Origin of the sequence: Thioalkalivibrio sp. ALMg9 (assembly GCF_000380625.1) — a bacterium.
Classification (GTDB): domain Bacteria; phylum Pseudomonadota; class Gammaproteobacteria; order Ectothiorhodospirales; family Ectothiorhodospiraceae; genus Thioalkalivibrio; species Thioalkalivibrio versutus.
The window spans coordinates 276,130-292,296 of record NZ_AQYC01000009.1; the positions used below are offsets into that span (position 1 = coordinate 276,130).

At 63.2% G+C, this 16,167-nt stretch carries 16 protein-coding genes and 1 pseudogene; 11 read left to right on the top strand and 6 right to left on the bottom strand.

What is annotated here, in order from left to right:
* Positions 1-24 precede the first annotated feature (24 nt).
* From F792_RS0110470 to F792_RS0110485, 4 genes are all read left to right on the top strand, one after another.
* On the top strand, positions 25-945 hold the full coding sequence (locus tag F792_RS0110470; RefSeq protein ID WP_081620141.1) for a glycosyltransferase family 2 protein: 921 nt from the start codon (positions 25-27) through the stop codon (positions 943-945).
* 480 nt (positions 946-1,425) lie between these two features.
* Positions 1,426-2,367, top strand: a complete 942-nt coding sequence (locus F792_RS0110475) for a hypothetical protein (protein WP_018169552.1) — start codon at positions 1,426-1,428, stop codon at positions 2,365-2,367.
* A 2-nt stretch (positions 2,368-2,369) separates the two neighbouring features.
* Positions 2,370-3,197 (top strand): glycosyltransferase, encoded by an 828-nt coding sequence (locus F792_RS0110480; RefSeq protein WP_018169553.1) that lies wholly within the window; start codon positions 2,370-2,372, stop codon positions 3,195-3,197.
* Complete coding sequence (locus F792_RS0110485; RefSeq protein WP_018169554.1) at positions 3,198-4,181, top strand: SDR family oxidoreductase; 984 nt, start codon at positions 3,198-3,200, stop codon at positions 4,179-4,181.
* Between the two features lie 103 nt (positions 4,182-4,284).
* Here F792_RS0110485 and F792_RS14220 read toward each other — a convergent pair.
* From F792_RS14220 to F792_RS0110505, 4 genes and pseudogenes are all read right to left on the bottom strand, one after another.
* Positions 4,285-4,696 (bottom strand): annotated as a pseudogene (locus tag F792_RS14220) (DUF86 domain-containing protein).
* Positions 4,681-5,079 (bottom strand): nucleotidyltransferase family protein, encoded by a 399-nt coding sequence (locus F792_RS0110495; protein WP_026305959.1) that lies wholly within the window; start codon positions 5,077-5,079, stop codon positions 4,681-4,683. Before F792_RS0110495 ends, F792_RS14220 begins: the two are co-directional and overlap by 16 nt.
* Before the next feature lie 633 nt (positions 5,080-5,712).
* Entirely contained in the window at positions 5,713-6,111 is a 399-nt protein-coding gene (locus F792_RS0110500; protein WP_018169557.1) for a type II toxin-antitoxin system VapC family toxin, read from the bottom strand.
* Positions 6,108-6,335, bottom strand: coding sequence for a hypothetical protein (locus tag F792_RS0110505; protein ID WP_018169558.1), 228 nt, complete (start codon positions 6,333-6,335; stop codon positions 6,108-6,110). Before F792_RS0110505 ends, F792_RS0110500 begins: the two co-directional genes overlap by 4 nt.
* Before the next feature lie 488 nt (positions 6,336-6,823).
* On the opposite strand from F792_RS0110505, the gene F792_RS0110510 reads away from it, so the two are divergent.
* The 5 genes from F792_RS0110510 to F792_RS0110525 all read left to right on the top strand — a co-directional run bounded on the left by F792_RS0110510 (position 6,824) and on the right by F792_RS0110525 (position 9,499).
* A complete protein-coding gene (locus F792_RS0110510; protein WP_081620143.1) occupies positions 6,824-7,375 on the top strand; it encodes a sugar transferase in 552 nt (183 codons plus the stop codon).
* Positions 7,376-7,734: 359 nt separating this feature from the next.
* Positions 7,735-7,929, top strand: coding sequence for a type II toxin-antitoxin system RelE/ParE family toxin (locus tag F792_RS15120; protein WP_369772412.1), 195 nt, complete (start codon positions 7,735-7,737; stop codon positions 7,927-7,929).
* Entirely contained in the window at positions 7,877-8,065 is a 189-nt protein-coding gene (locus F792_RS15020; RefSeq protein WP_231362643.1) for a type II toxin-antitoxin system RelE/ParE family toxin, read from the top strand. The genes F792_RS15120 and F792_RS15020 overlap by 53 nt, the downstream gene beginning before the upstream one ends.
* Positions 8,065-8,346 carry a helix-turn-helix domain-containing protein gene (locus tag F792_RS0110520; protein WP_017926249.1) on the top strand — a complete coding sequence of 94 codons (282 nt, stop codon included), beginning with the start codon at positions 8,065-8,067 and terminating at the stop codon, positions 8,344-8,346. Before F792_RS15020 ends, F792_RS0110520 begins: the two co-directional genes overlap by 1 nt.
* A 727-nt stretch (positions 8,347-9,073) precedes the next feature.
* Positions 9,074-9,499: a restriction endonuclease gene (locus F792_RS0110525; RefSeq protein WP_018169560.1), complete on the top strand. Its 426-nt coding sequence runs from the start codon at positions 9,074-9,076 to the stop codon at positions 9,497-9,499.
* Positions 9,500-11,261: 1,762 nt separating this feature from the next.
* On the opposite strand, the gene F792_RS0110530 is transcribed toward F792_RS0110525, so the two are convergent.
* Together F792_RS0110530 and F792_RS0110535 are read right to left on the bottom strand one after the other, a co-directional pair.
* Positions 11,262-11,468 (bottom strand): hypothetical protein, encoded by a 207-nt coding sequence (locus tag F792_RS0110530; protein ID WP_018145901.1) that lies wholly within the window; start codon positions 11,466-11,468, stop codon positions 11,262-11,264.
* Positions 11,469-11,522: 54 nt separating this feature from the next.
* Positions 11,523-11,747 carry a hypothetical protein gene (locus tag F792_RS0110535; protein WP_018169561.1) on the bottom strand — a complete coding sequence of 75 codons (225 nt, stop codon included), beginning with the start codon at positions 11,745-11,747 and terminating at the stop codon, positions 11,523-11,525.
* A 208-nt stretch (positions 11,748-11,955) separates the two neighbouring features.
* Between F792_RS0110535 and F792_RS0110540 the strand changes: the two genes are divergently transcribed.
* Positions 11,956-12,453 (top strand): DUF302 domain-containing protein, encoded by a 498-nt coding sequence (locus tag F792_RS0110540; protein ID WP_018169562.1) that lies wholly within the window; start codon positions 11,956-11,958, stop codon positions 12,451-12,453.
* A 309-nt stretch (positions 12,454-12,762) separates the two neighbouring features.
* The gene (locus tag F792_RS0110545) at positions 12,763-16,083 is read left to right on the top strand and encodes a bifunctional diguanylate cyclase/phosphodiesterase (RefSeq protein ID WP_018169563.1); all 3,321 of its coding nucleotides are present in this window, start codon (positions 12,763-12,765) and stop codon (positions 16,081-16,083) included.
* Positions 16,084-16,167: the final 84 nt, after the last annotated feature.

Genomic DNA, 16,167 nt, shown 5'->3' on the forward strand with positions numbered 1-16,167 from the left:
AATCCGTAAGTAGGGGGTGACGTTGTGAGATTTCCTGATGTAAGTGTGGTATTGCCGACGCATAACGGGGAGCAGGGTTTGGTTGCTTCGGTTGATTCTGTTCTGGCGCAAGAGGGGGTTGTCGTTGAAATAATTATTGTTGATGACAACAGCGGGGCAGAGACTGCGGCAATCTGCGCGCGATTGGCGAAGTGTGACAGTCGTATTGTCGTTGTTCGTAATGAGAGTAATCTTGGTGCGGCCGAGAGCCGTAATGTCGGGGTTGAACTGGCTAGAGCAGACGTGGTCGCGTTTATGGATGACGACGACTACTGGTATCCAGAAAAGCTTTCGCGACAACTATGTGAATTGAGCAACGATGAGCGGGTTGGGCTGGTGGGATGTGGGCGTTACCAAACGTTCACTGAAGACGACGTTGGTTATGTTTCGATTCCAAGGAAGGAGGAGTTTAGCTACGAAGAGTTGTTAATCGAGAATTGGTTGGGCGGGACGAGTAGCGTTATTGTGAGGAAGGTGGCATTCCTCGAAGTCGGTGGCTTTCGAAAGCAGTTTCCGGCGCGCGAGGAATATGACTTGTGGTTGCGTATCTCTCGGTACTGGAAAGTGCGGGTGGTCCGTGCGGTTCTCATGGAATATCGGCAAGCGCTCGGTAGGGAACGCATATCGTCCGATGTTCAGCGGTATGTTAGGGGTTCCGAGTTATTAAACGAGTTGCACGTGGATAGTATACAGGCGTTGAGAAACACCCTGCGTCGGAGGCGTATGGCTGAGCAATATCAGTTCATCGCGGCGCAGGCGATCAAGGTGAATTCGCGCTGGTTATCGTTCAAGTATAGCCTTCGTGCTTTCGTTCTGTCTCCATCAATACGATCAGCTTCTGGGGCGGTCATAGCACCGTTTGGCTACCGCGCCGCAGTGCGCATTCGATCATGGATTAGCGGATAGTGTGTGATACACGGGTCGTAATGTCAGGCATGCGAGAACGTGTTCGTTCGCATCTTCACTTCCGGGTGTTATGGAGAATGAGGTGCGCGTTGAGTTCGCGGATGGAGACGTGGACACGTGTTCTGAAAGGCGAAGTTTTTAACGTGTAGGTGAGATTGAATGTCAACTGAATACTCGTTTAGGGAGCGGCTATTGGCTCGCGCACTGTCGTCAACCCCCCGGTTAAAGGCCGTGATAAAGGGGGGGTATCAACGGCTGGTATATTTGCGCAATAGGAGAGCGGAGTCGTGGACATCGTTGCATAACGTTTTGGCGCAATCTGAGGGAGATTCGCAGAGCTTTTTTGGTTATTATGACAAGTGCCCGCTTAATCCTTCTGGTACTCACATAATTTTCCAAGAGACAAGTGACAGTACGAAGGGTTCGCCCCGATGTCGTGGTCCCGTTAAGGTGGTTTTGGTTCGAAAGCGCGATGGGCGTGTGATCAATAGGTTTTCTTCTGGGGCTTATAACTGGCAGCAGGGCACCAAGCTCCAATGGATCACGGATAACCGCTTTGTTTTTAACGCGTATGATTGGGAAGCTGACGCGTATGTGGCTCGCATCGTCGATGCAGGTAGTGGTGAGAGCATTCGGACGCTTCCTGCGCCGGTCTACGACTGCTTTGGGGATCGGTTTGCTCTCACGCTGAACTTCGACCGGTTGGCACGACTGGCGTCGGACTATGGGTATTTTTGTCGGATGAATCGGCCGTTCGACGTGGATTCGGTTCACGATGATGGCGTGTGGTGGATGGACATCACAACGGGAGAAGCCCGTTTGATCTTGTCACTGGCTCAGCTTGAGAATCTGGCGCCGTTGACGAGCATGGTAGGGGCGAAACATTCGGTTAATCACATAATGATAGCCCCAGATGGCGAGCGGTTTATGGTCATTCACCGGTGGTATAAGGGGCGACGCCGGTATGACCGGCTAGTGCTTGCGGGCCTGGATGGGAGGACCCCGACCGTGCTGGCCGACGAGGGCATGGTGAGCCATTGCTTTTGGGCTACGGGAACGCAAGTGCTTGGTTATCTTAGAGGGCCGGATGGCAGCGAAGGTTATTGGCTTGTTGACACGGTTTCGAGGGAGGTTCGGCGACTTGATTGCTCGGGTCTAGAAGGGTTAGGGGATGGTCATCCGCACGTGGTTGGGGACTGGTTCGTGACTGATACGTATCCGGATAAGGCGCGGATGCAGCACTTGATGCTGGGGAACTGGCGCACGGGTGAGGTTCGGGAGCTAGGGCAGTTTTTTCATGGGTTCGAGTATGAAGGGGAGGCGCGCTGCGATCTGCATCCTCGGCTGAGTGCCGACGGTAAGTGTGTCTATTTCGACTCAGTGTTTTCCGGTAGACGACGGCTCTATCGACTGGATCTTTGAGGGTGGGTATTGCGATTCTGATGTCTGTGTACAGGGGAGATAACCCCGAGCATTTCGAACGCGCAATGCGCAGCATATCGGGTGAACAGACTCGCAAGCCGGACCAAATGGTTCTGGTATTGGACGGCCCGGTGGGGGCTGAACTTCTCAGGGTAATCGAGTTAGTGCAAAGGGAGATTGGAGGTTTACTTCGGCTCGTGCCGTTGGAAACAAACCAGGGCTTGGGGAGCGCTCTTGACGCCGGCTTGCGCGAATGCAACCAGGAATTGGTGGCGCGGATGGACGCTGATGATATCGCTTTCCCGGAGCGCCTGGAACGTCAAGAGCAGTTCTTGAACGAGCATTACGGTATTGATTTGGTCGGTTCTGGAGCGCAAGAGATCGACGAGGCTGGGGTGGAGGGAGCTAGACGGAGAGTGCCTGAGGCACATGAAGAGCTTCTGGCAATGCTCTGGACGAATCCGTTTATTCATTCGTCTGTGATGTTCCGGAGGGAGCGGATTCTCAGTGCGGGTGGCTACGATCCGAATCTCAGGCGGCGGCAGGACTATGAACTTTGGTTTCGTGCCGCAGAGAATGGCTTGCGCTTTGGCAACATAGATGAGCCGCTCGTGAAGTATCGCTTTGACCGCAATACACACAAGAAGCAGCCAGTCGCGCTCGCGTGGGAGCAGGCGATGATCGGCTTTAGAGGCAGTAAGCGGTTAAGGCTGGAATGGTGGAAGCAGATCGGCTGTTTTGTGCCGTTTGTTCGGGCGTTGTTGCCGGCGTGGGCTCAGCATGGGTTATATAAGGCGCTAGGCCGGATTGATCCCAGAAGGGGGCGTTAGATGGCTGAACTGGAGGCCTTTTCTCGGGGCGAAAGGTCTGTTGGAAATATCTTGGTTACCGGGGTCACTGGTTTCGTGGGCGCTGCGTTGGCCGAGCGCCTTCACAGTGCTGGTGCCGCGGTGCGCGGTGCAGTGCGGCGCGATGTGGCTGAATCTGTTCCCTTCGAGCCCACGATGGTGGGCGCGATTGATGGCGCGACGGAGTGGGGGGATGCGATCGCTGGAATGGAGGCAGTAGTCCATCTGGCAGCTCGGGCGCATGTGCTTGAAGAGGCGGAGGCGGATCCTCTGGAGGCGTTCCGTTGGGTGAATGTGGAAGGCACGCTACGGCTGGCGCGCCAGGCGGCGGAGGCCGGGGTGCGCCGGTTTGTGTTTGTGAGTTCCATTGGTGTGAATGGGAACGAGACTGTGCGGCCTTTCACCGAAGGGGATGCACCGTCGCCGCAGGAGCCTTACGCGGTGTCTAAGGGCGAGGCGGAAGACGGCCTTCGTGAGCTGGCTGCGCAGACGGGTATGGAACTGGTGATTATTCGTCCGCCGCTCGTGTACGGGCCAGGCGCGCCCGGCAACTTTGGCAACCTGCTGCGCTGGGTGAGCAAGGGTGTGCCGCTGCCGCTAGGTGCAGTGACGCAGAATCGGCGCTCGCTGATGGCGCTGGATAATCTGGTTGATCTGATAGTGACGTGTCTGGACCATCCGACTGCGGCGGGGGAGACCTTTCTGGTGGCGGATGGGGAGGATGTGTCCACGGCCGGGTTGTTGCGCAAGGTGGGGGATGCGCTGGAGCGGCCGGCGCGGTTGGTACCGGTCCCGGTGTGGATGTTGCGGGCTGGGGCTGCGGCGTTGGGCAAGCGGGAGATGGCGCGGCGGTTGTTGGGGTCGTTGCAGGTGGATGCTTCGAAGGCGCGGGAAGTGCTGGGGTGGGTGCCGCCGGTTTCGCTGGATGAGGGGTTGCGGCGGGCGGTGGCGCCGTTACGGCGGTAGCGTTGGTGGTGTTCTGGCTTTGGCGGGGGCTTCGCCGCCGAGGCGGCTCCTACGGGGGCTGCTCGTGCGAATCGATGGTTGCACCTGGTTGAAGGGTGACGCGTTAGAGGCGTTCGTTGACTGTGCGTGCAAAGGTCCGGAAGTCGTCGAGGTAGCGTGAGCACACGGCGTGGACGATCTCCCAGTTGATGCGCTCGTAGTTTTGGACTGCGATGTTGCGAAAGCCGACGGCCTTCTTGAGCCGGTCGGCCAAGCTCGCTCCAATAATGCCGCCTTCAGCGAGACGGTCGAATGTCTCGCCCATGGTGTCCGGAGGGGGTGGCTCGAGCGCGGTCACGAGATGGGCTCCAATGTCGACCCATTGTTGCACCGCACGGGAAAGGTTCAGGGCAATGATGTCCTGTGTGTCCGGGTCTTGCTGGAGTTGGTTGGGGTCGTCCGGGCAACGTTGCGCGACCCGCTGGACGCAATAGCGCAGCGTTTCGAGCTTTTTGTTCGATTACCCGGCGATCCACGCTTGTCTTCGTTCGGCCAGAATGCGGTCGCGGTAGGGGGAAAAATCGGCCTGGTCGAGCAAGTGGCGCGTGAGGAAGCGGGCGTGGGCCTCGTCTTGTCCGGTCAGGCGGATGCCGCGTTTGACGATCTCGCCCAGTAAGGGTTCGCCGGCCTGGGTGAGGTCCACAAGGTCCACGGGACGCCCGGTGGTGGAGGCAATTTCTTCGATGAGTGCGATGCGCGTGGTGGTTGGAAGCGGCGCTCCCGAGCTGACGGCCAGGTCGACATCGCTATGTGGGTGCATTTTTCCGCTCGCCAGGGATCCGAACAGAATGGCTAGTTCCAGCTCGTGATGGTGTCGCAACACTGCACGAATGCGATCGATTTCGGTGCGATTTCTCATGCATCCCAGTGTAGGGAGATGTTTCTGAATGTGCACGTTCGCATTCATGGGCGATTGGCGTCTCCTTAGTAGAGGCAATACTGGGGCGGAGAGGATTTTGTTGTTGGCCGTTATCCCGGAAATTTTGGAGCGGTTATCCGGGGTCTCTGGGGTGGGTGGCAGCACCGGCGTTTGGTGTTTCTCTGACGTGGGAGATCCCGGCTCTTCGCTTCGCTACGGCCGGGATGACGGGGTGGGGCGGCGCTGCAGCCGGGATGACGGGGTCGGGTGGTGCTACGGCTAGGACGACGGTGTGGGGTGGTGCTGCGGCCGGGATGACGGCAAGGGGTTACCGCAGAGACTGCCTGCTCTGTCGCCCCGCAGGATTAACCTCCCGGGGCATCCCGGAAACGGCGAAGCTGTTATCCGGGATCTGTACCGGCCAGCGTTAGCACAGTGGCTGTGGAATCCCATCCGTGCGCGATGCCGGCTCTTCGCTGCGCTGCGGCCGGGGTGACGTTGTAGTGGTGGCGCTGCGGCCGCCGATGATGGATCGGCTGCGGGGGTTGGCTTTGGAGATCGCTTTGTCGCTTTGCTCCTCGCGATGACGGGTTGTAGTGGGGTGTGGTCGGGATGGCCGGAGGGGCTTGCGGGTTAGGTGAACCAGTCGGTGAATGGGAGACTGGGGACCCGTTGGAACTCGGCCACGTTGTGGGTGACGAGGGTCGCGTTGTGGGCCAGGGCGGTGGCGGCGATCAGTGTGTCCATGGGGCCGATGGGTGTGCCCTGTTGCTCGAGGTGGGCGCGTATGCGGGCGGCATGGCTGGCGGTGGGTCGGTCAAACGGGAGGACGGTGACGACATCGAGTAGCTCGGCCAGCTGCTTTTGGCGTTTTTCGGGCTCGCTGGACTTGGCGATGCTGGTTTCGAGCTCGTACACCACAATGGCGGGAACGAGGACGTCGGAGGGTGCTGTGGCCAGCAGGCTTTCGGCGACCTTGCCGTGACCCTTGAAGAAATAGATCAGGGTGTTGGTGTCCGGGGCGTATTTCACAGCGCTTCGCGGGGGCTGTCCGGGGACGTGTCGCGCAGTTCCTCGGCCGTGGGGAAGTCATTCCATTGACCGGCCAGGGTGCGGACGGAGTCGGGCCACTCGGTTCGGGTGTTTTCTTCTACCAGCCGTGCGACGTAGCGGCTGACGGGGATGCCGGCCGATTGAGCTGCGCGCTTGAGGCGCTGTTCGTGGTCATTGTCGAGGTAGATGGTGATTTGGCCCATACATTCCTCCTGCCAAGCATATAAGTGGGATTATATGTTCGAGTGTGTCGCCTGGCCAATCGTTCCGTGAATACGGGATGTACCGGGAATGCCCTTGCTGGGGCTTCGAATACCCTACGCTGCTGGCTTGCGGTCCTGCTGTCATCCCGGCCGCAGCGCAGCGGAGAGCCGGGATCTCGTACGTAAGTGGCGGTACTGGCGTTGGTGTTTTCCTGACGTGGGAGATCCCGGCTCTTCGCTTCGCTACGGCCGGGATGACGATTTGGGACGGCGCTGCGGACGGGGTGACGATTTGGGGCGGCGCTACGGCCGGGATGACGGGGTGGTTGGTGGTTTTCTGGCGTTGGCGGGGGCTTCGCCGCCGAGGCGGCTCCGACGGGTGTGGCGTTTGGCATAGGTGGCCAGCCTCTGGCCGATGGGGTATGGGTTAACGTGGTGATCGCCCAGGGGGCTGGGCGCCTACATGTAGTAATAGAGGTGAGAGTGTTTTGATACGGGTTCTGGATGTGGTGTTGTCGGTTTTGGGGCTGGTGGTGGCGGCGCCGGTGTTGCTGGTTTTGTGGGTGCTGGGCTGGATGGAGTCGCGGTCGCCGCTGTTTCGGCAGGAACGCGTGGGGCGGCATCAGCGGCCGTTTGTGCTGGTGAAGTTCCGCACGATGCGGCCGGATACGGCGTCGGTGGCGACGCATCTGGCCGAGGCCTCGGCGGTGACGCCCCTGGGGCGCTTTCTGCGCAAGACGAAGCTGGATGAACTGCCGCAGCTGTGGAATGTGCTGAAGGGCGAGATGAGCCTGGTGGGGCCGCGGCCGGGGTTGTTCAACCAGGAAGAGCTCCTGCAGGAGCGGGCGGCGCGCGGAGTGCTCGATGCACGACCGGGGATTACCGGGCTGGCGCAGATTCGCGGGATCGATATGTCCACGCCGCGCGAATTGGCCGAGGTGGACCGGCAGATGCTGGATGCGCTGACGGTTCGGGCATATTTCCGGTATCTGGTGTTGACGGTGCTGGGGCGGGGATCGGGGGATCGGGTTCGGCTGTAGTTCGGTTTGCGGGTTTCCGCGCTACGTCCCAGCCAGGTCCCATGCGTCGTCATCCTGGAAACCGCGTCGCGGTTATCCGAAATCTTTGGCGTGGGTGGTGGTACTGGCGTTTGGCGTTGGTCCGGCGTGGGAGATCCCGGCTCTTCGCTGCGCTGCGGCCGGGATGACGGGGTGGGGTGGTGCTGCGGCCGGGATGACGAGGTGGGGCGGCGCTACGGCCGGGATGACATTGTAGTGGTGGCGCTGCGGCTGGGATGACGGGGTGGTGCTGCGGCCGCGATCGCGGGGTCGGTGGCGCTTCGGCTTGAGTGGCTTCGGGGACGGTATTACGCCATGGATGGCGAAGGAAGATAGCAAAAATGCGATATACTCCATGGACGGTGCGTGTCGTACCACTCGCCGAGAAGGAGATCAGGGCGCTGCCGCCGGATCTTCAGGCTCGCTATCTGCGACTGGTGGATGTGATTCAGGACCACGGCCCGGGGGTGTTAGGTATGCCCCATGCGCGGCATGGTGGAGGGCAAGATCTGGGAGTTGCGGCTGAAGGGGCGTAACGGGATTGCTCGAGCCCTTTATGTCTGCGCAGCTTCACGCGAGGTGGTTGTTCTGCATGTCTTCGTGAAGAAAAGCCAGAAGACCCCGCGTCGGGCGATTGATACGGCCAGGAAGCGGTGGGAGGAGTATCTGTGATGAAGACCCATGAGGAACTGAAAGCCGAGCTGTTGGAAGACTCGGAGGTACGCCGCGAGTATGAGCAGCTGGGGCCGGAGTTCGAGTTCATCGAGGCGCTGCTCGACGCGCGCGCCAGGGCGGGCCTCAGCCAGGCAGAAGTCGCCCGACGCATGGGGACCACGCAGTCGGTGGTGGCGCGGCTGGAGGGTGGCCGGTCGGCCCCTACCTGGAAGACCCTTTGCCGGTATGCGGAGGCCACGGGGCGTCGGCTCCGACTGCATTTGGAGGATCGGGCCTGACCTCCTGAAGGTTCGGGCCACCGGTATTGTGGGAGGCCAGCCCTCTGGCCGATCCGGCGTTGGCCTGGCCCCTCAAACCGGACGCGGCGTCCTTTGCTGTCTAGCAGCCGCATCACGTCCCTCTCTTCGGCTTCCGGCACCGTCGAAAAGCCATATCTCCATCCTTCGTCATCCTGGACAACGCGTTGCGGTTATCCGGGGTCTCTGGCGTTTGGTGTGGTTCCGACGTGGGAGATCCCGGCTCTTCGCTACGCTACGGCCGGGATGACGGGCTTAGGGGCCGCTGCGGCCAGGATGACGTCGTGGGGCCCTGCGGCCGGGATGATTGGGATGGCATTCGCGTCGCTGCGCGCCTCGGGATGACAGAGTGGGGTGGGCGGTCGTGGCGTTTCGTTGAAAGGGTTGGTGGTTTTCGGGCTTTGGCGGGGGCTTCGCGGGCGAGCCCGCTCCCACAGGGTTAGGCCGGTGGTGGAGGGTGGCCTTGTACAGCGCGTCGTCGCCTTGCTCCTCGCGATGCAAGGGTGGTGCTGCGGCGGGCATGACCGGGTGGGGATGGGGTCCTGTGGCCCGGACGGGTGCATGGATGGGATGAGCGTTTCCCTGAGTGTGCAGCGAGCCTGCATGGGCGTCACCGCGCGTTGGCTGCGTGGAAACTCGATTCGGGCGTGTACATTCGGCAAGGTTCCGGTAGCGTTTGGGGTGTGGGCACTCCGGGAGAGCGATCAAGATGGACGATTGGACTGAGCGATTGGAACAACTGGGGACTGCGGACCGCGTTCGGCTGGTGCAAGGGTTGCTGCGCGCTATGGGGTATGTCGAGGTCGCGGTGCCGGAGGAGGATGCCCGCCCGTGGCTGGAGCGGGTGATGGTGCCTGCGGCGGGTGGCGAAGATCTGCCGCGGCTGGTGGTGGGTGTGGCGCGTGATCCGTCGGCGGAAACGGATTTGGACGAGCTGGAGGCCTTTGCCAGCGGTCGGCGTGCCGGGGACCGAGGGATGTACGTGAGCCCCGGCGGGTTTTCGGCCGAGGCGCGGGAGCGTGCGGCGGACTTGTCCGTTCCGGTCATGCTGCTGGAGCCGGCGGACCTGGCCGAGCGGTTGCGCCAGCACTGGGGGGCGCTGGATCCGGATACGCAGGCGCTGTTGCAGGGCTGAGGGCCGCCCGGACCGAGGCGATCCATCGAATGCTTCTCAGAGGTGGGCTGCACCCTGGCTGCTGGGGCTGCGACGCGCGGGGGTGCGCGCCGAGGGCTGAGCACCTATCGGGGAGCGGGCCTTGTGCCGCAGGATTCAGTGTTTGTGGGCGCTCGCCGGTGGGTGCCTTGCCCCGGTGGCGGTTCAGGCCCTGGGCCACTAGAGGGTGCCCTGGCCCCGGGATTTCGGGGGAGCTTCACCCCCACCGGAAAGCCACATTCCCATCCTTCGCGGTCCCGGAAACCGCGGCCCAGGTAGCCGGTTGCCGGGATCTCGTGCGTTGGGGGTGACTTACGCGGTGGAGATCCCGGCTCTTCGCTGCGCTACGGCCGGGATGACGGGGTCGCGCTGCGGCTGGAGTGGAGGTAGCCGCTTGAGTATGTTGCGGGGGTTCGTCCCCGGCCAGGGGCGCATGTGCTCCAGGGCCGGTGCTCGGCGCCCGTAATTCCGGGATGCGGGATCGGAGAAACGGGTAAGGGCAGCCGTGTGTGGCACTCGTGAGACCCTGCGAATCCACCGTTGACAGGCGGACATGGACCGTTGGCGGGTTTTTCTGCTGCGGGGCTGGAATCCTCTACTTTATGTGCTAGTTTCTGTCGCGGGGACACGGACGTTCCCGAAAGAGCCGCCCGGGCAAGGATGCTGGGGTGGCTCTTTCTCTTTCTGGGTGTGGTGAAGGAAGCCCGGCTTTCGGGCAGGTTGGCCCGCGACTGCTGGTTCTTCGGCGGCGATTCGAGATCTTCGACATTGGGGTTGATCCAGCGCTGGAGATCCCGGCTCTTCCCTGCGCTGCGGCCGGGATGACGGGGTAAGGGGGGGCGCGGTGGCCGGGATGACGGGGTGGGGGCTGCGGCCGGGGTGACATTGTAGTGGTGGGGTTGCAGCTGGGATGTCGGGTGGGGCGCTACGGTCGCAGGTAATGGGCGGGCGTTTGGGTGGCTCGAGGAGATCGCCACGTCGCTTTGCGCCTCGCGATGACGGGGGAGGGCCCGCCCCGGATTGACGAGGTGGGGAAGCGGCTTCGGGATGCCGGGTTCAGGCCTGGCGCTCTGGTGGGCTGACTGCGGGGGCTGGGGTGTCGCGGTGGGGCAGTAGGGGCGGAAGAAGTGCGTTGGGTCGCGAATCACGGGCTGCGACGGGAGGCGAAATGACCGCTCAGAGGCGGAAATCGACCGCTGACGTATTTTCCTGGTGTGTGGATGGAATAATTTTGTCGCTGTGTTAATTTTTGCCGCGGGGACAAGGATGCCCCCGAAAGAGCCGCCTGGGCATGGACGCCGAGGCGGCTCTTTCTCTTTGCGGGTCTTGTGAAGGAGAGGTGGCTTTCCGATGGGTAGGAGGCGCCGTTGAAGGCTTTCCTCCGGTGATTCGGGGGCTCGGAGCTTGTTGGAGGCGTGCCGGGTAGTACGGCTGGACTAATGGGCGGGCGTTTGGGTCGATCGAGGAGATCGCCACGTCGCTTTGCTCCTCGCGATGATGGGATTAAGGGCTGTGGTCGCTAGGAGAAGGATCCGGGGGTGTGCAGGGGGCGGGTCTGGCGGGGGGCGCGGACTGCGGCGCTCCCACGAGGGTCGGGCCTTGCACCTTCTGTGGCTCCGGGCCGTGCAGGAGCCGAGCCGCTCGGCGATTGCGGGTTGGTTGGACCCGTATCGCCCAGGGGCCTGGTCTCTTGCAGCGGTGGTGGCACTGGGCCAGCCCCACGGGGTGTGGGGCGGGTGCCGGGTCAGTGGTCGGCGGGGGGCATGTATTCGTGGCGGATGTGGTCCGGTTGCTCCGGTAGTTGGATGCCGGCGTTTTCCAGGGCTTCGGTTAGCTCCTCGCACTCGTCGAGTTCGTCGGCGCGCTTCTTGAGCGTGGCCAGGGCGTCGGCGGCTTCCGCCTGGGGCATGGTGATGACGAGTTCCCCGTTTTCCGCTTTTTCCAGGTGCATGTGCTGCTCCTTAGTGTCTTGTGGTGAGTCGATGATGCCTTTGCGGCGGCGGGCTCAGTCCTCGATGGAGGGCTGCTTGGGGGCCTGCTCGTCGAAGGCATGCGGCGGCTGGCGGAATTCGTTTTCCAGCTCGTAGATGCCGTCTTGCAGCACGGAGCCCAGTGCCCGCGCGCCGTTGCTGATCTCGCCTTCGAGCTCGGTGATGTTTTCGGCGATGCCCTTCGCGGTCTTCTTGTCGATCTTCAGGGTGACCGTTCCGTCCTTCAGTGTGGCTTCCATGTCGATCTCCTGGTTGCGATGTTGGTGACGTCGGTTGTACCCGTGTAGAACGGGTCTGATTCGTGTTCGGTTGACCTGCATCAAGATAGCCGGGCTCGTTGGGCGCTATCCTGTATAACCGTTGCTGCCTCCAACGTACCGAAGAGGCAGCCGATCACGAGCATTCCCGCTTCCCGGGAAAGGAGAAACCATGATGCATTCTAAAGTGATGACCATGCGCCACGGCCCGCGGTTCCTCGCACTGGTGGCGATGCTGCTGGCGCTGGCGTTCGTCGGTGCGGCGCAGGCCGATAACCATGGCGACCAGCAGCCGGAGATGGTGAAGGTGACGCAGAGCCCGCATTCGTTCCCGGAGACCCTGGCCGCGTTCGAGCGCGAGGCGTCCGAGGCCGGCTGGAGCATCCTGAACCGCAACAACATGGCCGGGACGCTGTCCGAGCGCGGTTTCACCATTGATCCGGTGGTGATCCTGGACGTGTGCAGCGGGCGCTATAGTGCGCAGATCCTGGAAGAGGATGCGTATCGCCCGGTTTCCGCCTTCATGCCCTGCCGGGTGAGCGTTTATCAGGACAGCCAGGGGGATGTGTTCATCTCGCGGATGAATGTCCCGGACTTCCTGCCGATGATGCCGGAAGGCGTGGCCGAGGTGATGGAGAAGTCTTCCGAGGAGATCGAGGCGATTATCGAGCGGGCCATCGCCGAGTAACGCAATCCGGTACAGTCCGGTACCGCAGGCCGGGCGTCAGGCTGGATTGGATCTGACGTGCCCGGTGCAATGGGGCCCGCTTCGGCGGGTCCCTTGTTGTTGGGGCCGAGGGGATGACGGCCCGCCGGTTTCCCTGGAATGTGCAATGAACGCTTGAATGGAGACGGGGTGCCCCCCGATGCAGATGCCGTTGGCATTGACGAGAAGCGACGCGACTAGCAGTGATTCGGCCCGATGGGGCGCCGCGCCGGCCGGAAACGGGGCGCGGCGCTTTTTTGCGTCCGCGTCGAGCGCGTGCGGGCGTCGCCGATGACGACCCGGCGTCAGGTGTCGCGGCGCTTTGCGGCCGGGTGGATCGCGGGTGCCTATGTCGTGCTGGGGCTGTTGTGGATTGCCCTGTCCGATGTGGCGCTGGCCTGGTGGGCGGGGGCGGACATCACGACCGCCCTGACACGGGTGAACCTGGGCAAGGGCTTTGGGTTCGTGCTGGTCTCCGGGGCGCTGCTTTATCTTGCGATGCGCTGGTTGCCGGCCTGGCGCGACGAGGCGCCGGGTACGGGTGCGCGCGAGGAGCTGGCGCGTTTCGGCTCCTGGCCCTGGCTGGTGCTGGCCGTGGCGGTGATCGCCTCCACCGCAGGCGTAGGGCTGGGCGCGTGGCATTTGCAGGGGGCCGCCGCCGAATCGCAGGCGCGTGAGGATCTGCAACGCGCGGCTTTTTTGAAGGGCGGCGTGATCGACCAATGGCTGGCGGAGCGCACCGGCGACGCGATGGTTCTGGGCGAGGCGCGGGGCTTCAACCTGTTCGCGGTCACGGCCCTGGAGCGGCGTTCGACGCTGGCGCTGGAGCAGGTGCTCGATCGCCTGGAGTTGATGCGCACGGCTTATGATTACGACAGCGTGGCCCTGCTGGACGCGGATCGTCAGCCGGTGATCGAACTGGGCCGCAGTGCCCTCGACGAGGCCGCGATGGACGCGGTGCTGCGCGAGGTGCGCCGCAGTGGCGAGACCAGTGAGCCGATCCTGCACGCGGACCCGGACCGGCGCCCGCGGATCAGTTGGGCGGTGCCGGTGCGCGACCGGGCGGCGCCGCAGGATCCGGTGGTGGGACTGGTGCTGCTGTCATCGACGCTCGAGAACCTGCATCCGTTGCTGACCCTGACCGAGAATCGCAACGGCATGGATGCCCAGGCGCATATCGTGGTGCGCGAGGGCGACCAGCGCGCCATGATAGCCAGGATCACCGAGTCCGGAGGCCTGATTATCCCGGCGCCTGCGGCCTTCCCGCGGCTGCGCGAACGGGTCCTGGATCATCCCCGTGCCGAGGTTGTGATCGAGCGCTTTGAAGATGGGGACAGTCCGTTCCTTGCCGGTGTACAGGGGCTGGCACCCGCTGGCTGGGACCTGGTGCTGAAGCGCGATCTCGACGCGCTTCAGGCGCTGCCAAGGCAGCAGGGGGCGTGGGCGGCCGGGGCCACGCTGTTTGTCTGGCTGGTCGTGCTCGGGGCGGGGGCGTTGCTGTGGCGTCAGCAGTGGTTGCGGCGCAACCTGGTCCTGGTGCGGGCTCACGCCGATCAAGATCGGCTGCTCGGGATCTTTTTCGATATGCCGTTTGTCGGCATGGCGATTTCCGGACCGCGGGGTCAGGGCTGGGAGCGCATGAATGCGTGCCTGGCCGACATGCTGGGTTATGCGCCGGACGAGTTGGCGGCGATGGACTGGGACCGCCTGGCCATACCCGAGGATCGTGGTTGCGAGGCGGTGCTGGACGCCGAGATGCGCCGCGGCGACCGTCCGGGTTATAGCGTGGTGAAACGCCTGCTGCGCCGTGACGGGCGGGTGATGGTCGCGGATATCGACGTGAAGTGCAGCCGCACGCCGCAGGGCGAGCTGGACCGGGTGGTGGCGACGGTCGGGGACATCACCGAACAGCGCGAACAGGAAGAGCGGCAGCGCCTGGCCTCGGTGGTGTTCGAGAACACCCGAGAAGGGGTGGTGATTACGGATGCCAGCGCCCATATCCTGTCGGTGAACCGGGCCTTTACCCAGTTGATGGGATACACCCAGGACGAGGTGGTGGGGCACACGCCGAAGATGTTCCAGTCCGGGCGCCACGATCAGGCGTTCTACACCAGCATGTATCACGAGCTGCAGGTGAACGGTCACTGGCAGGGCGAGATCTGGAACCGGCGCAAGAACGGCGAGATCTTCCCGGAGTTGCAGAGCATTACCGCGGTGCGCAACGAGCAGGGCCACCTTACACATTACGTGTCGGTGTTCGCGGATATCTCGCGGATCAAGGCGTCGGAGGCGGAGCTCGACTTCCTCGCGCATCACGATCCGCTGACCGAGCTGCCGAATCGCCGCTTGCTGCGCGCACGCCTGACGCACGGCATCTCGTTGATGCGTCGCCGCCAGGGGCATCTGGCGCTGCTGTTCGTGGATATCGACCGCTTCAAGGACATCAACGACAGCCAGGGCCACGCCGCGGGGGACCGCTTGCTGAAGATCGTCGGTGAGCGCCTGCAGGTGGGGCGGCGCGGAACCGATACCGTTGCCCGCCTGGCGAGCGACGAGTTCGCGGTGCTGGTGGAGAACCTGGGGCATGTGGACGATGCCGCGCTGGTGGCGGAGAACATCATCCGCGAGGTGGGCTACCCCTGTGATCTCGGCAACGGCGTGGAGATGGAGATTGCCGCGACGGTTGGCATCGCGGTCTTCCCCGACCATGGGGTGGATGCCGACACCCTGCTGCAGCAGGCGAGTACCGCGCTGTCGCAGGCCAAGATGGACGGGCGCGGGAGCTATCGGTATTACTCCGACGAGTTCACCCGTGCGGCACGCGAGCGCATTGACCTGTCGGCGCGCCTGCGCCGCGCCATCGAGGCGGATGCGCTGGAGGTCCACTACCAGCCGCAATACAACGTCGAGGACGGGCGTCTGCTGGGGGCGGAGGCGCTGTTGCGCTGGACCGATCCCGAGCTGGGTCCGATCTCGCCGGGGCGCTTTATCCCGCTGGCCGAGCAGACCGGCCTGATCGTGGAGCTGGGGGGCTGGGTGCTGCGCCGGGTGATCGAGCAGGGCCATCGCTGGCGCGCGGCGGGCTATCCGCCGATCCGCCTGGCGGTGAACGTCTCGGCGCTGCAGTTCCAGCGGGTGCCGATCGACCAGCAGGTGGGCCAGTTGCTGGAGGACTTCGAGTTCCCGGCGGATCAACTGGAGCTGGAGATCACCGAGTCCGCGTTGATGGCGGACCCGAGCCGGGCCCGGCGCATCCTGATGCGCCTGCGCGAGCGCGGGGTGCACTTCGCCATCGACGACTTTGGCACCGGGTACTCCTCCATGGCGCAGCTCAAGCGTTTCCCGGTGGATACGCTCAAGATCGACAAGAGCTTCGTCGACGGCCTGGCCGAGGACGATGCGGCCGGCAGCGCGGACGATCGCTCCATTGCCCGCTCCATCGTTGGCCTGGGCCATGGCCTTGGGCTGACCGTGCTGGCGGAAGGCGTGGAGACCGCCGAGCAGCTCGCGGTTCTGCGCGAGCTGGGCTGTGACCACTATCAGGGGTTCTACGCCAGCCGCCCGGTGCCGGCGCTCGAGTTCGAGGCCTTGCTGGCTGCGCCTCGGGCCTGAAGCCTGTTGCCTTGAGGATAGGCCGGATTTCACGCCGTAACGGTGAATACCGCGACGGGGATCGTCGCCTGGGGATGGTAGGGT